Source organism: Luteibacter sp. (assembly GCF_035539195.1).
Lineage (GTDB): Bacteria > Pseudomonadota > Gammaproteobacteria > Xanthomonadales > Rhodanobacteraceae > Luteibacter.
In genome coordinates, this window is sequence record NZ_DATLIW010000009.1 from 74,382 (window position 1) to 90,177 (window position 15,796).

Genomic DNA, 15,796 nt, shown 5'->3' on the forward strand with positions numbered 1-15,796 from the left:
ATGAAACTCGCTTCGCTTAAGGAAGGCGGCCGCGACGGCACGCTCATCGTCGTCAGCCGCGACCTCTCGCGCGCCGTCAAGGCCACCGGCATCGCGCCGACGTTGCAGGCAGCACTGGATGAATGGAGCACGATCGCGCCGCGTCTCAACGCGCTGTCGGAAGACCTCAACGACGGGACGGCGCAGGGCGCCTTCGATCTGGATATGGCCAAGCTCGCCGCGCCGTTGCCGCGTGCGTATGAGTTCGTCGACGGTAGTGCCTATCTGCCGCACGTGGAGCGCGTGCGACGGGCGCGTGGCGCCGAAGTGCCCGAGTCCTTCTACACCGATCCGCTGATGTACCAGGCGACGAGTGCCGGATTCCTCGGTCCCCGCGACCCGGTCGTCGTCGGCAGCGAAGCGTACGGAATCGACCTCGAGGCCGAAGTGCTCGTGGTCACCGACGACGTACCGATGGGCGTGACACCGGCGCAGGCCGCCTCGCACATCCAGCTGGTCGGCCTGGTGAACGATGTCTCGCTGCGCGGACTGATTCCGGGCGAACTGGCCAAGGGCTTCGGCTTCCTGCAGTCCAAGCCACGTTCCGCCTTGTCGCCGGTGTTCGTCACGCCGGATGAACTGGGCGACGCCTGGATCGACGACAAGCTGCATCTGCCGATGCGTACGTGGATCAACGGCCAGTGGTTCGGCGAGGCCGAATGCGGCGTTGATATGCAGTTCGATTTCTCGCAGCTGGTGGCGCATGTCGCAAAGACTCGGCCGCTCACGGCCGGCACCCTGGTCGGCTCGGGCACCATCGCCAACGAAGACACCGGCAAGGGCGCGTCCTGCCTCGCCGAGCAGCGTACGGTGGAAACCCTGCGCGACGGCAAAGCGAGCACGCCGTTCCTGTCGTTCGGTGATACGGTGAGGATTGATGTCACTGACTCCGCTGGCGCTTCGATCTTTGGTGCGATCGAGCAGGTCATTGCTAGCTTGTAACGAAATACAATGAACGCCCGCAACGCGGGCTGTCGCGAAGAAAGGGCCTTCACATTGCTGTGCAGGCCCTCTTTTTTTGCAATTTTTGCCTACGCATAAGACAGCTTGGGCTTGCATCGAAGATGATCTCCGACGCCTATCTTGATGTTCTCCAATCCGTCTGTGAATGGTGTTGGCGTACAGACTTTTCGCGTCGCTCCCAGTAACCCTAATGGGCCCTATACGAAACCGATTAGTGCCCTTCAAACGATTGCCCAGGCGACGGTGGTCGGCATCGCTCAGTAAAGGTCGGGCGCCTGTAAGCAGGCCTGCGCGGAAATGCGTAGGCCTTTGCGCAAGCTGACCTACGGGTTTGTACGTCAAGAGTTAAGGACGCCTACGTCATATACAGAAAATGCCTACATTCGAAGCAACTTCGACAGGATACGGTGTGCTTATCCTCCCATAGGATTAACGAATGAAGGCGATATGCTGGATCATTGGATGTTCCGCGATCGCACTGGTCATTGGGCTGTGCGGGCCAGTCAGGTCGCAGGGTAGCGAGCATGATGGCGTGATCGCTGACGCCATCTCGCGCACCACGAAACTGGTCGACGGCGAGCCTCGCGCTTACGACCCTCTTCCACAGCAGAGGACCGAGCTCGCTTACGCTCTGTCTGTCCCGCCCGACGATGGTCGAGCTCGAACAAAGAGAAGCCGTGATGTTCGGTGTTACCACAATTGCCCACCACCGGTGGGCAGCGTGACCGCGTCACCACAGGTTGTGAGCGTACCTGTCGATGCTCTCGGTGACGCCACCATTCACTGGCGGTGGGACCAATCGTCCACGCAGGCGGTCGCCCAGCACAGCTGCCTTTGGGTGAGTAGGGCCGAGGAAAGCGAGGCGCATCTCGTGGATTGCGGGGCCCCAGGTCATACGCACGAGACTAGTGTGGGTTGGATCGGCATGGGTAACTACGTTTTTCGCGTCGCACCCGGTAATCCGAAGGGGCCTTTTACGAAGCCTGTAGCGGGGCTTTTCCAGCTTGCACAGACGATCGTCGTGGGCGTTGTGCGTTAGTAGCAATCGCCGATGAATCGGCTCCCACAGAAATCCGTCGGCTGAAACAAAAAGGCCCGCACGTTGCCGTGCGGGCCTTTTATTTCGTGGGGCAGGGCGCCGCTGGCGCCCATCGCCGCTTAAGCGGCTCCCACAACAGCATTCGACAGCCGTTTCCTTACTTGGCGCTCATCAGCGCCTTGGTCATGTCGAGCATGCGGTTCGAGAAGCCCCACTCGTTGTCGTACCACGAGAGGACCTTGATCAGCGTGCCTCCCATGACGCGCGTCTGCGTCGCGTCGTAGATCGACGAGTGCGGGTTGTGGTTGAAATCGATCGACACCAGCGGCTGGGTGTTCACCGAGAGGATGCCCTTCATCGAGCCATTGGCGGCCTCGTGGATGGCCGCATCGATCTCTTCCTTCGTCGTCGCGCGGGCGGCTGTGAAAACGAGGTCGACCACGGAGACGTTGATCGTCGGCACGCGCATGGCGAAACCGTCGAGCTTGCCGTTGAGTTTGGGCAGCACCAGGCCGACCGCGGCGGCGGCGCCGGTCTTGGTCGGGATCTGGCTGTGCGTGGCGCTACGGGCGCGGCGCAGGTCCGAATGGTAGACGTCGGTGAGCACCTGGTCGTTCGTGTAGGCATGGATGGTGGTCATCAGGCCGTGCACGATGCCGATCTTCTCGTGGAGCACCTTGGCCAGCGGGGCCAGGCAGTTGGTCGTGCACGAGGCGTTGGAGATGACTTCGAGCTTCGAGGTCAGCTCGTCGTCGTTCACGCCCATCACGAACGTGCCGTCCACGTCCTTGTCGCCAGGTGCCGAGATGATCACCTTCTTGGCGCCGCCGGCGATATGCGCGCTGGCCTTGGCCTTGGAGGTGAACAAGCCGGTGGACTCGAGCACCACGTCGACGTTGTGCTCGCCCCAGGGCAGCTTGGACGGATCGCGCTCGGCGAAGACCTTGATGCGGTCGCCGTTGACGATCAGGTCGCCGCCGTCGACCGACACTTCGCCCGGGAAACGGCCGTGGGCCGTGTCGTACTGGGTGAGGTGGGCGTTGGTGTTGGCATCGCCGAGATCGTTGATCGCGACGATCTGGATGTCCTGGCCGTTCTTCTTGGCTTCATAGAGCGAGCGCAGGATGTTGCGACCGATGCGACCGTAACCGTTGATGGCGACCTTGATGGTCATGGGCAAGCCTCCGGATGGGATGTGCTGACTAGGTAAGGGCGGGTGGCGTAAACGTCCATGGTAACGGAACGTCGCAGGGGCCGGCTTGCTGCGCCGCCGCGATCTGTCATCCGGGTCTCAGTCCGGCTGTGGCACACTTGGCCGTTCGCCCGTCCGGAAACGTTTACAGCTCCATGAAAACGACTCATAAGCGCGCGCTAGCCGCCTTCCTGGTCCTCACCGTCCCCGTCTTCGCCGGCACCGTCCAGGCCTGGGGCGACATCGGTCACCGTATCGTCGCCGAACTGGCCTGGCGCCAGCTCGACCCCTCGGCCAAGGCCGAAGTGGAGCGCCTGCTCAAGGCCGATGGCTCCGACTCCCTGGCCGACGTGGCCAGCTGGCCCGACCACCTGCGTAACGACCCCGACCAGAAGGAACTGGGCAAGGCCACGGCCAAGTTGCATTACATGGACTTCGTGGACGGCAAGTGCGTCTACGTCAAGCCGGTGGACTGCAAGGACGACGAATGCGTCGTCGGCGGCCTGGAGAAGTACGTCGCCATCCTCGGCGATCGCCACAAGTCCAATGCCGAGCGTGCCGAAGCGCTGAAGTTCGTCGTCCACTTCGTGGGCGACGTGCACCAGCCGCTCCACGCCGGCAATCGCGACGACAAGGGTGGCAACGACTACCAGGTCCAGTTCGACGGCAAGGGCTCCAACCTGCACAAGGTCTGGGACTCGAGCATGCTCTATACCCGCGACCTGCCGTGGCCGGCCTATACCGACCGCCTCGCCGCGGAGGGCCCGGTAGCCCTGCCCAAGCCGATCCCGCCGCTGGACAACCCCTATGCCCAGTGGGCCGAGGAGTCCTGCTCGATCGTCGCGGCGAACGGCTTCTACCCGGACAACCACAAGGTCGACGACGCTTACGTCGCCAAATATCTCCCGGTCGCCGAGACGCGCCTCCGCCTTGCCGGCAAGCGCCTCGCCGACCTGCTCAACCACACGCTGGACTAACTAAATGACCGATATCCAGGTTCGCCGCACCAAGATCGTCGCCACCCTCGGACCCGCCACGGACGCGCCGGGCATGCTCGAGAAGATCCTCGAGGAAGGCGTGGACATCGTCCGCCTGAACCTCTCGCACGGCACGCCCGACGACCATCGCGCCCGCGCCGCCGCCGTGCGCGCCGCCGCGGACAAGGTCGGTCGCGAGGTCGGCATCCTGGCCGACCTCCAGGGTCCGAAGATCCGCATCGAGAAGTTCGCCGACGGTCCGATCGACCTCATGGCCGGCGACAGTTTCGTGCTCGATTGCCGTCCGGATGCGCCGGCCGGTAACCAGGCCCGCGTGGGCGTGAGCTATTACGACCTGCCCAAGGACGTGGTGGCCGGCGACGTCCTGCTGCTCGACGATGGCCTGATCGCCCTCTCGGTGATCGAGATCTCCGGTAGCGAGATTCGTACCCGCGTGGTCATCGGTGGCCGCCTGTCCGCACGCAAGGGCCTCAACCGCCAGGGCGGTGGCCTCAGCGTCAGCGCGTTGTCCGACAAGGATCGCAACGACATCAAGCTGGCCGCCGAGATGGGCGCCGACTTCCTCGCCGTCTCCTTCGTGCGTTGCGCGGAAGACCTGCACGAGGCCCGCCGCCTCATGCGTGAAGCGGGTGGCGACGCCGCCATCGTGTCGAAGATCGAGCGCGCCGACGCCATCCCTGTCCTCGGTGAAATCATCGACGCATCCGATGTGGTGATGGTCGCCCGTGGCGATCTGGGTGTGGAAATCGGCGACGCCGAACTGCCCGGCCTGCAGAAGAAGATCATCCGCGAGTCCGTGCAGCGCAACCGCTCGGTGATCACCGCGACGCAGATGCTCCAGTCCATGGTCCGCGCGCCGATCCCGACCCGCGCCGAAGTGCTCGACGTGGCCAATGCCGTGATCGACGGCACCGACGCCGTGATGCTCTCGGAAGAGACCGCCGCCGGCGCGCATCCGGACAAGGCCGTCGCGGCCATGCGCCGCATCTGCCTCGGTGCCGAGCGCCAGTTCGAGCCGCGCGACGACCTGCGCCCGGACACCCACTCGCTCGACCGCAGCGACCAGGCCATCGCGCTCGCGGCGATGCTGCTGGCCGCCCAGGTCGGCGTGCGCGCGATCGTCGCGCTGACCGAGTCGGGTGCCACCGCCCAGTGGCTGTCGCGTTACCGCTTCGCCGTTCCCATCTATGCGATGAGCCCGTCGGACATGGCCCGCCGTCGCATGCTCATGCTGCGCGACGTGCAGCCGGTGGACTTCGAGCAGAGCAACCTCGATCCCGCGCACACGGCCCGCGCCGCGCTCCAGCACCTGTTCGCGCTGGGCAAGCTGGCCAAGGGCGACCGCGTCATCCTGACCCATGGCGACCATATCGGTCGTGGCGGCGGTACCAACACGCTGAAGCTGCTGGTCGTCGGTGACGACGGCATCGCCGACAGCCTGCGCGATCTGTAAAGCCAGAGCATCGCCGGCGCAGCCGGCTCCCACAGGGGTGCAGGGAACACCCCTCTGTGAGGGTGCAGGGAACACCCCTCTGTGAGGGGTGTAGGGAACACCCCTCTGTGAGGGGTGCAGGGGACACCCCTCTGTGAGGAAGTGCACGGAACACCCCTATGAGGAAGTGCAGGGAACATCCCTGTGAGGGGATGCAGGGAACACCCCTGTGAGGAAGTGCAGGGAACATCCCTGTGAGGGGGTGCAAGGAATACCCCTGCGAGGGAGTGCAGGGAATGCCCCCTGTGGGAGCCGCTTCAGCGGCGATGCTCGTCCGACCGCACGAATTCACACGCATCGCATGCGCGTGCAGGGTTAAACTCGGTGTCCTGGTTACTCACCGAGGGCGTCATGATCCGACTCAAGCTCCGTACCGGCGCCATCGCCGCCACCGCACTTCTGCTTGTCGCCGGCGTCGCCGAGGCACAGAACCTCCGCCGGGTCGCCCCGGAACGCCTGACCGGCTACTGGTACCTGACCAACAAGTCGGTCAACCCCGACGTCCCCAATACCGGCAAGAACCTCGACCAGCCCACCTGCGTCGCGGTGACCTACATGATCGGTTCCGACGGCCGCACCCAGAACGCGACCATCGCCAAGGTCGTGCCCGCCGGCGACCTGGGCCAGGTCGGCGTGAGCATCGTCAAGCAACTCACCTACGTGAAGGGCTCCCAGAACGGCACGGCCGTGCCGGTGCAGACCTACTACGTGACCGGCTTCAACCTGCCGGAAGATCCCGCACGCAAGGCGGCGATCCTGGACCAGTGCAAGCTGCCGGGCTACCAGACCACTTGATCGCGCCGCACAACGGCTTTCGCGGAGACGTCCCTTATACTCCGCCGGTTTTTGTCCTCGCTTAGCCCCTCGACGAGGGGCATACCACTACATCTAACGGAGTTGTCATGAGCATCGAAAATCTCGAACAGGTCGCGCTGGCGATGGTGGCCACGGGGAAGGGCATCATCGCCGTCGACGAGTCGACCAACACCATCAGGAAGCGTTTCGAAGCCGCCGGCGTCGAGAACACCGAGGAAAACCGTCGCCGCTATCGCGAGCTGCTGCTGACCACGCCGGGCCTGGGCGAGCACATTTCCGGTGCCATTCTGTTCGATGAAACGATCCGCCAGAAGACCAGCGACGGCACGCCGCTCGTCGACGCCATGAAGAAGGCCGGCATCATTCCGGGCATCAAGGTCGACAAGGGCCCGGTGCCGCTCGCCGGCTTCCCGGGTGACGTGATCACCGAAGGTCTCGATGGCCTGCGTGACCGCCTGAAGGAATATGCCCAGCTCGGCGCGCAGTTCGCCAAGTGGCGCGCGGTGATCAACATCACCGACGACAACCCCAGCTCCACGGCCATCGAGGCCAACATGCACGCGCTGGCCCGCTACGCGGCGCTGTGCCAGGAAGCCGGCCTCGTGCCGATGGTCGAGCCGGAAATCGTCATGGACGGCCCGGAGAGCACGCACGACATCGACGTCAGCTACGAAGTGCATGAAGCCGTGCTGCGTAGCCTGTTCAATGCGCTGTACGAGCAGAACGTGATGCTCGAAGGCACGATCCTGAAGGTGAGCATGGTGATTCCGGGCAAGAACGCGCCCAAGGAATCGCAGGCTACGCCGGAAGAAGTCGCCGAGGCGACCGTACGCGTGCTCCGCACCACCGTGCCGGCGAGCCTGCCGGGCATCGTGTTCCTCTCGGGCGGCCAGAGCGACGAGCAGGCCACCGAGCACCTCGACCTCATCAACAAGATGGGCCCGCACCCGTGGCCGGTCAGCTTCTCCTACGGTCGCGCACTGGTCGCCGAGGCGCTGAACGTCTGGTCGAAGGATCTGAAGGGCAATTACGAGAAGGCGCAGAAGGTCGTGCACGAGCGCGCCAAGGAAAATGGCGACGCTGCGCTGGGTCGTTGGAGCAAGCGCGCGTAATCGACTGCTGAAACATCGCGGGATATTTTTTCGCGATGCTTGTCAGCCGTAAGAGAAAAACCCGGCGCTGGGAAGCGCCGGGTTTCTTTGTTCTACGAACGGTGACTTTCAGATACCGCTAGTGCTCAGAAGCGGTATTCGGCGCTCACGGACGCTACGTTGGTGGACAGGTTCAGGCCATCCTTCTTCGCATCGTAGTGGTCGTAGTTCACGCCCAGGCTCCAGTTACGGTTGAAGTCGTAACCCACGCCTGCGCCGGCGTACCAGCTGGTCTTGTCGAAGTTGTGGCGCGTGATGTCGTCGTGGCTCACACCGTCGCCTTTCCAGCCGTAGAGGCCGGCACGGCCGCTGACGTACCAGTGCGGATCGATGTTGAAGTGGCCGTTCACGCCGGCGGTCCAGCCATGCAGGCTCGACTTGCGGCTGTCGATCGCATTGCCGCCATCGAAGATGCGCTTGGCGTGGATGTTGCCCAGGTCGTTGTAGCCGGCCTCGACACCGAGCGAAGCCCACGGGCTCACGGCCCAGCGATAGCCACCGTTGACGTCATACGCAACGTCATGCCCGTCGTAGTTGCCCTTGTTCACTTGGGCGCGACCGGCGCTGCCGTTGACGAACCAGCCGGCGCCATTGGCGTCCTGTGCAAAAGCCGGGGCCGCAGCCATGCCGGCCGCCATGAGGCCAAGTGCGATGAGCGTCTTTTTCATGGGAAGAACTCCTGCTTATTCTTGATGCGTTCGATGCGGCTGGCCTGGGGAAGCCAACGCCGCCACAACGCGCGAGCGGGGGTGCCGCGCGTCCAGGAATGAAATGCGGCGTTGCCGCAATAGATTCAATACCCATAAGTTCATTATTAAGAAAAAATTAAGCCGCGGTGATTGCTCACCGCGGCTCAACGACTTCAAAACAACAATTCGGACAGCTTAGAAGCGGTACTCGCCGGCAAGCGACACGAGGCCCGTCGAGCGCTTCAGGCCCACGCTGGTGTCACCGGTGGCGTTGTCCTTGACCTTGCCCGCGTTCGCGTGGAAGTAGTCATAGGTCAGGCCGACGCCGAAGTGCTCGTTGATGTCCCAGCCGGTGCCGACGCCGGCATACCAGCTGCCGCGGTTCGGGCGACCGCCGTTGGAGAAGCCGAGATCCTGGCCGACGCTGTTGTTGTAGTTGTTGTTGTTGTCATTGGCGCGGAAGTAACCGCCGTGACCGCTGAGGTACCAGCCCGGCACGAGGTTGATCTTGCCGTTGACACCGACCATCCAGCCGCGCAGCGCGTTCTTGGTCTTCTTCTGATTGACGTCCTGGTCCGACTCGAACGCGTTCTTTACGCGGTAGTTGCCGAGATCCGTGTAGCCCGCCTCGACGCCGAGGCCGAGATCGGGACCGACCTTCCAGCGGTAACCGCCGAGCAGGCCGTAACCCGTGCGACGGCCCTGTTCGCCGTGCAGGGGATTGAAACCACTGACATTGCTGCCGAAGCCGCCGGTGTCGCTGCCGTTGGTACGGCCGACGTTGGCGCCGATGAACCAGTTACCGCTACCCACGGCCTGGCTCGGCTGGTAATTGCCGCTGACAGCCGGGTTGCTGTCCTGGGCGAAGGCCGGAATGGCCGCGAACGAGACGCAAGAAACTGCAAGGGCAAGAGCTGCCTTTTTCATGGGAGTGTTCCTCTTATTTTCGGGGCGACTACCGATCCGTGGGGGTGGGGGAAGATCGGTTGCCGTGGTTGATTAGAGTCCTTCCAACCTGAAGAGATTCAAAAAACCGAAGGTAAAGATTAAGCGGGAGTTAACTTTGCGCTTGCAGCATGAACGTCCACGACAAGGCGAGGCCAATGCGCGACAATCACGGTTTTTCCGCCGCCTGTTAACTGGAGAACGCCGATGACGACACGTCGCGAACGCGCAAACGCGATCCGCGCCCTGGCCATGGATGGTGTGGAAGCCGCCAATTCCGGCCACCCGGGTATGCCCATGGGCATGGCCGATATCGCCGAGGTGCTGTGGGGCGATTTCCTGCACCACAACCCGACGAACCCGCATTGGCCCAATCGCGACCGCTTCGTACTGTCCAATGGTCATGGTTCGATGCTGCAGTACGCGCTGCTCCACCTGACCGGCTACGATCTGCCGATCGGCGAACTCAAGCGTTTCCGCCAGCTCGGTTCGAAGACGGCTGGCCACCCCGAATTCCACCACACGCCCGGAATCGAAACGACGACCGGTCCGCTCGGTCAGGGCCTGGCCAATGCCGTCGGCTTCGCGATCGCCGAGGAAGTCCTCGCCGCGCGCTTCAATCGTCCGGGCCATGACATCATCGATCACCACACCTTCGTGTTCGTCGGTGACGGTTGCCTCATGGAAGGCATCTCGCACGAAGTGTCCTCGCTGGCCGGTACGCTCAAGCTCGGCAAGCTCGTCGCGGTCTACGACGACAACGGCATTTCCATCGACGGCGAAGTGCACGACTGGTTCACCGACAACACCGCCGAGCGCTTCCGCGCATACGGCTGGAACGTGGTCGTCGGCGACGACGACAAGCCGGTCGACGGCCATGACGCCGAAGCGGTCAAGAAGGCGCTTACAGCTGCCACCTCGCAGAGCGAGAAACCCTCGCTGATCATCTGCAAGACGATCATCGGCTTCGGTTCGCCGAACAAGGAAGGCAAGGAATCCTCGCACGGCGCCGCGCTGGGCAAGGACGAAGTCGCTCTCGCCCGGAAGCAGCTCGGTTGGGAATACGGTCCGTTCGAAATCCCGCAAGCCATGTACGACTCGTGGAGCGCGAAGAAGAGCGGCGCCGAATCGGAAAAGGCCTGGAACGACAAGTTCGACGCCTACGCCAAGGCCTTCCCGGAACTGGCTGCGGAGCTCAAGCGCCGCCTGTCCGGCGAACTGCCGGCCAACTGGAAGGAGGGTGCGGCCGCCTTCATCAAGAAGATGCAGACCGAAGGTCCTGTCGTCGCTTCGCGCAAGGCATCGCAGATGTCGCTCGACGCCTATGGCCCGCTGCTGACCGAACTCATCGGCGGCTCCGCCGACCTCGCCCCGTCGAACCTGACGATCTGGAAGGGCTCGAAGAACATCGCAACCGGCGGCGCCGAAGGCAACTACATCCACTACGGCGTGCGCGAGTTCGGCATGACGGCGATCTCCAACGGTATCGCGCTGCACGGCGGCTTCATCCCGTACGACGCGACCTTCCTGGTGTTCTCCGATTACGCCCGCAATGCCGTGCGTATGTCCTGCCTGATCCCGGCCCATGCCATCCACGTGTACACGCACGACTCGATCGGCCTGGGCGAAGACGGCCCGACCCATCAGCCGATCGAACACCTGGGTTCGCTGCGCCTGATCCCGAACAATCGCGTGTGGCGTCCGGCCGATGCGGTTGAGTCCGCGGTGTCCTGGAAGATGGCGATCGAGCGCGCCGGTAACCCGTCGTGCCTGATCTTCTCCCGCCAGAACCTCAAGCACAATCCGCGCACCGATGAGCAACTGGCCAACATCGAGAAGGGCGGTTACGTCCTCTGGGAGCCGTCGGAAAAGTTCAAGGCGATCATCATCGCTACGGGCTCGGAAGTCGGTATCGCCGTGGAAGCCGCGCAGGCCCTGGGCGACCAGGGCGTACCGGTCCGCGTCGTGTCGATGCCCTGCACGGAAGAGTTCGACGCGCAGCCGGTCGAGTACCGCGAAGGCGTGCTGCCGTCGTGGTGCCGTGCCCGCGTGGCCGTCGAGGCGGCCAGCGTGGACTTCTGGTTCAAGTATGTCGGCCTGGACGGCAAGGTCATCGGCATGACGACCTTCGGCGCTTCTGCTCCGATCAACGACCTGTACGAGCACTTCGGTATTACGACGCCGAAGATCGTCGATGCGGTTAAGAGCGTCGTCAAGTAGGGCGCCGCGAGACACCGGAAGTGGTATCGAGAAGGGGCCTGATGGGCCCCTTCTCTTTTGCTCGGGCGAGTTACGGCCGATGGCGCCTTTTGGCCTCCAGGCCTGTAGGAAATCTCCTATGCGCTTCCCCGGCCAGGCACGAGCCGGGGCGGGGTTCAGTCTTGGGCCCCGACTTCCGATCCTCTGGTAACCTTGCCGTTCCGGGCACCGAATTCACCGTTCATGACACTGACCCACCAGCGGCACGCGTACCTCCCGTACGTCGATGGACTGCGAGCGATCGCCGTCCTCGCGGTCGTGCTCTACCACCTGAATCCGGCCTGGTTGCCGGGTGGGTTCGCGGGCGTCGACATCTTCTTCGTGATCTCGGGTTTTGTCGTCGCCGCCTCGGTGGGTGAGCGCGAGCGCACGTCGCTGCCCTCGTTCATCACCTACTTCATTTCGCGCCGCATGCTGCGCATCGCGCCTGCGCTCATCGTTTGCCTGCTCGTGACGGGCCTGGTCGCCGCCGTCTTCATTCCCGATGCGTGGCTGAGCGAGAGTAACCAGCGCACCGGAAGGTACGCATTCTTCGGTTTCGGCAACCTGATGCTGGCGCGTTACGGTAACGACTATTTCTCGCCGATCTCGGAGTACAACCCGTACACCCACACCTGGTCCCTTGGCGTCGAGGAGCAGTTCTACCTGCTGTTTCCGATCATGTTCTGGGCCTGGAGTTTCCGTGGGCACTGGCGCGGCGTTGTCGCCGGCCTTTTCGTCGCGGGTGGCCTGTGGTCCTTCGTGCATGCCATGGCAATGGGGCCGGTCGACCATGCCGGCGCGTTCTACCTGCTCGCCAGCCGTTTCTGGGAACTGGCCGTGGGTGTGCTGCTTTACCTGGGCATGTCGATGGCGGGGCGGCAGTTCGATACCGTGGACCTGGCAAGGCCACGGTGGTTGATGCCCGCCGCGGCCGTCGCCTCCATCGCCTTGTTGGTGAGCCTCATCACCTCCGAGCCAACGACGTTCCCGGCCCCCGGTGCGGTTCTGCCGGTGCTTGCCACGGCAGCGTTGCTGGGCTTGCTACATGGCCGCCCGATCGACTTTCCCTTCGTACGTGCGCTTACGTGGCATCCCATGCTTCGGGTCGGGCGATTGTCGTACTCGCTCTATCTCTGGCATTGGCCGGTATTCGTCCTGTTTCGCTGGACGGTGGGGACAGGATCGCTCGCCACGCGCATTGCCGCGCTGGCGATCGCCGTGATCCTTGCCGTCTTGTCATGGCGCTACGTCGAAACCACCGTGCGTCGTGCCCCCCGCCTCAAGGCCATGCCGCGTCTTGCTGTCGTCGCCTGCGGTGTCCTGGCGCTTTACGCTGGCATGTGGGTCAGCGGTTGGGTGGACCGACGGCAGCCGTCGATCTCGCTCAGTGCCGTTTCACGTCACGCCGAGGATTGGTATCCGTCGCGCAAGGCGACGGTGACGAGCGCCCTCGGATGTTCGGTGACGCCGAAGCGCGAGCCTGTCGGCGACAGCTTCCGCGTGGTTTTCGAGCGCGAGGCTTGCGCAGGCGCCGCCACGGCGCCCGACGTCTTCGTGATCGGCGATTCGCACGCCATGGCGTATGGCACGATGTTCAGCGAGTACGCGCTGGATACCGGTGCGAAGGTCGTCCTGTACAACAACGGCGGTTGCCCCTTCCTCAGCCTGCAACCCTGGCGGGAACACACGCCGCATTGCCTCAAGGTCGCGGGACAGGCGCTCGAGCACATGTTGCCGCGGTTGGGTACGGGCGATGTGGTCTTCATGCCGTCGCTGCGGGTGCCGCGGTTTGTCGACCAGTGGGACCGACTGCCCCAGGACGGTATTCCGGCGCTTGTGTTCGGCGATGCCGCGACGAAGGAGCGCGATGCGGCCGTCCGGGACGGTGCGCGTGTGCTCCAGCGTATCCAGGCCACCGGCGCGCGGGCGATGCTCGAAGCCCCGGACCTGGTGATGAAAGCTCCGCTGTTCCGTTGCGCGGATGCCTGGACGACGACCAATCCGGTGTGCGCCGATGGGACCACGGTGAATCGTGCCGAATTCGAACGACTGCGCGCGCCCATGCTCGGCTCCATCCAGTCGTTGGCCGGACAGGCGCCGGGGTCCCATGTTTGGGATCCGTTCCCGGTGCTGTGCCCCGTAGGCGGGGAATGCAACGGCTTCCTCAACGGAAAGCCGCTGTTCTTCGATGGGGATCACTTGAGTGGGTTCGCCAATCGGCTGTTGCTGCCTTCGTTCACCGAGGCTGTTCGCCAACTGCAGAACGCGGCCGCCACGCCGGCCGCCACGGCGGCCACCGACTAAGATCGCGGCGTCAGCAAGGTGCGCAGGCGGTCCGGCGTTCCTTCGATCCGCTGCAGATGGGGATAGCGCAACGGGCCCGTCGGTCGCAACACGACGGTCGATGACGTTCCATCCATGGTCGTCGTCAGCTGCACGGGCGCCGGCGTCGCGGCCTTGAGCGCGTCTTCAAGCCGCTCGGGCGTATAGGCCTGTCCATTCACCGCATCGATGCGTGCACCCGGAGCGAATCCCGCCCGGAACGCGGGGCCATTCCAGGACACGGCTTTGACGACACCGCCCTTGCCGATGCCGAGTCCGATGGCGCTCGAAAAGTCACGCGCGCCGGCATCGATTTCGCTCTGCCGAACGTAGTCCGAAGGCGTTCCGTCGAAGACGAGCCGGTAGCCTTCGCGCTCCAGACCGCCGATCGCCTCGCCCGCTTCATGGCCGTCGAGGCGCGAACGCAGGAAGGTGGCCCAGTCATTGGGTACGACCCTTTGCAGCGTCGCGCAGACATCCTCGAAGGTATAAGTCGACGTCGTCAGGTCGTCTTGCGTTCCACCGCCGAAAAAGGCGCGCGCAAAATCGTCCAGACTCTTGCGGTCGTGTGTCTTCTCGCGAATCTCGGCATCGACGGCCAGCCAGAGAAACACCCCCTCACCGTAGTAGTCCTCACGGCGTTGCCAATCCCGCCAGGACAGCGGATGGCCCGCGGCGATGAGCGGATCGTTGGTACTGTCCTGCAGCGATTTCCATGTGCGTCCGATCTGGCCAAGGACATTCGCGGCGCCGACCGCAAGCGCGTCGAGCGTCTCCTGGGTCGTGCGCAATCCGGCGCGCGCGGCGAGCACGCGTCCCCAGAATTCGGTCTGCCCTTCATAGACCCAAAGCAGGCTGCCTCGCATGGGTTCGTTGAACGTGGCCGTCCATAGATCCGCAGGCTGCCGGTAACGACCGTTCCACGAGTGCACGAACTCGTGCGCGAGCAGGTCGCGGTCGACGAGATAGTTTTCGTTGTGCCGGAAGAAATCCGGAGGGAGGACGTCGCTGCTGGATTGCGCCTGTTCGATGCCTCCGGGACCGGGCAGGTCGTCGCTGAGGGCGAGCATGAAGTCGTAATGGGCGTAGTGGCGTGTCGGCAGCAGCTTTCGGGTCTGCTCCACCATGGCACGCAGGAGGCCGAGTTGCCCCGCATCGATCGCGACATCGTCGGCATGGGCGGCGAGCGTGGTCAGCCGCACTGGGGCGTCGCCCGCTCGAGCGAGCTCGTAACGCCGAACCTCACGACCGGCGACGATAGGGGAGTCGACCAACCGTTCCAGCGATGTCGTGGCGAACGCGCCGCGGACGCCCGGCATGTCGTCGAGCGCGGTGACGTAGTCGAAACCGGAAGGCAGTACTACGCGCGCCGCCACGGGGATGTTCCGGACGAAGTAACCCGCCGGATAGAGCACGACGCTCTGCCACGGGACCGTGACGATGTCCGGTGTCGTGCTCACCAGGCCCTGCCGCGCGGAGAGCGGGGACAGGAACTGAAACGCCAGCTCGAGTTCCGTGACGCCCTTTGGGACGTTCACATGGAAGGCAAACGGGTTGCTCGTGTCGCGCTGCCAGGGGAGTGCCTGGCCTTGCGCGTGAATCGTCAGACCGGCCAGCGCGGAGACCGAAGCGGTTGGCGCATGGCTGCCGGTTTCCCATTGCGGGTAGAGGAGCGTCATCGCCCCGTCCGCCTGCACTGGAATCGTCTCGTGAATGCGATAAATGCGCTGCGCGGTGTCGCTGGCGTCGACATCCAGTTCAACAGTGCCCTTGAACGGAATATCCCTCGGAACGGGGACGGGCGGCGGGAGGGGCAACGGCTGCGGCCCCTCCGACGCTTGTGCTGCGGCGGTCGTGGCCAGCGCGAGAACGAGGAACCGAGCGATGCCCTGCATGTCGCGCCAGCCTG

General features: G+C 64.0%; 11 protein-coding genes. 7 read left to right on the top strand and 4 right to left on the bottom strand.

Annotation, left to right across the window (positions count from 1 at the left end):
- Complete coding sequence (locus VM621_RS02610; protein ID WP_325467433.1) at positions 1-981, top strand: fumarylacetoacetate hydrolase family protein; 981 nt, start codon at positions 1-3, stop codon at positions 979-981.
- Positions 982-2,198: 1,217 nt separating this feature from the next.
- On the opposite strand, the gene gap is transcribed toward VM621_RS02610, so the two are convergent.
- Positions 2,199-3,215, bottom strand: coding sequence for a type I glyceraldehyde-3-phosphate dehydrogenase (gene gap / locus VM621_RS02615; RefSeq protein ID WP_325467434.1), 1,017 nt, complete (start codon positions 3,213-3,215; stop codon positions 2,199-2,201).
- 173 nt (positions 3,216-3,388) lie between these two features.
- On the opposite strand from gap, the gene VM621_RS02620 reads away from it, so the two are divergent.
- The 4 genes from VM621_RS02620 to VM621_RS02635 all read left to right on the top strand — a co-directional run bounded on the left by VM621_RS02620 (position 3,389) and on the right by VM621_RS02635 (position 7,651).
- The gene (locus tag VM621_RS02620; protein WP_325467435.1) at positions 3,389-4,210 is read left to right on the top strand and encodes a S1/P1 nuclease; all 822 of its coding nucleotides are present in this window, start codon (positions 3,389-3,391) and stop codon (positions 4,208-4,210) included.
- Positions 4,211-4,214: 4 nt separating this feature from the next.
- A complete protein-coding gene (pyk, locus tag VM621_RS02625; protein ID WP_325467436.1) occupies positions 4,215-5,684 on the top strand; it encodes a pyruvate kinase in 1,470 nt (489 codons plus the stop codon).
- A 390-nt stretch (positions 5,685-6,074) separates the two neighbouring features.
- A complete protein-coding gene (locus VM621_RS02630) occupies positions 6,075-6,518 on the top strand; it encodes an energy transducer TonB (protein WP_325467437.1) in 444 nt (147 codons plus the stop codon).
- Between the two features lie 107 nt (positions 6,519-6,625).
- The gene (locus VM621_RS02635) at positions 6,626-7,651 is read left to right on the top strand and encodes a class I fructose-bisphosphate aldolase (RefSeq protein WP_325467438.1); all 1,026 of its coding nucleotides are present in this window, start codon (positions 6,626-6,628) and stop codon (positions 7,649-7,651) included.
- A gap of 125 nt (positions 7,652-7,776) precedes the next feature.
- On the opposite strand, the gene VM621_RS02640 is transcribed toward VM621_RS02635, so the two are convergent.
- Both VM621_RS02640 and VM621_RS02645 read right to left on the bottom strand, forming a co-directional pair.
- Entirely contained in the window at positions 7,777-8,358 is a 582-nt protein-coding gene (locus tag VM621_RS02640) for a porin family protein (RefSeq protein WP_325467439.1), read from the bottom strand.
- Between the two features lie 216 nt (positions 8,359-8,574).
- Positions 8,575-9,306, bottom strand: a complete 732-nt coding sequence (locus VM621_RS02645) for an outer membrane beta-barrel protein (RefSeq protein ID WP_325467440.1) — start codon at positions 9,304-9,306, stop codon at positions 8,575-8,577.
- Positions 9,307-9,531: 225 nt separating this feature from the next.
- Between VM621_RS02645 and tkt the strand changes: the two genes are divergently transcribed.
- Positions 9,532-11,544: a transketolase gene (gene tkt / locus VM621_RS02650; RefSeq protein WP_325467441.1), complete on the top strand. Its 2,013-nt coding sequence runs from the start codon at positions 9,532-9,534 to the stop codon at positions 11,542-11,544.
- A 222-nt stretch (positions 11,545-11,766) separates the two neighbouring features.
- The gene (locus tag VM621_RS02655) at positions 11,767-13,869 is read left to right on the top strand and encodes an acyltransferase family protein (RefSeq protein ID WP_325467442.1); all 2,103 of its coding nucleotides are present in this window, start codon (positions 11,767-11,769) and stop codon (positions 13,867-13,869) included.
- Here the strand turns inward: VM621_RS02655 and VM621_RS02660 are convergent.
- Complete coding sequence (locus VM621_RS02660; protein WP_325467443.1) at positions 13,866-15,782, bottom strand: hypothetical protein; 1,917 nt, start codon at positions 15,780-15,782, stop codon at positions 13,866-13,868. The two genes, VM621_RS02655 and VM621_RS02660, sit on opposite strands and share 4 nt — an antisense overlap.
- Positions 15,783-15,796 lie beyond the last annotated feature (14 nt).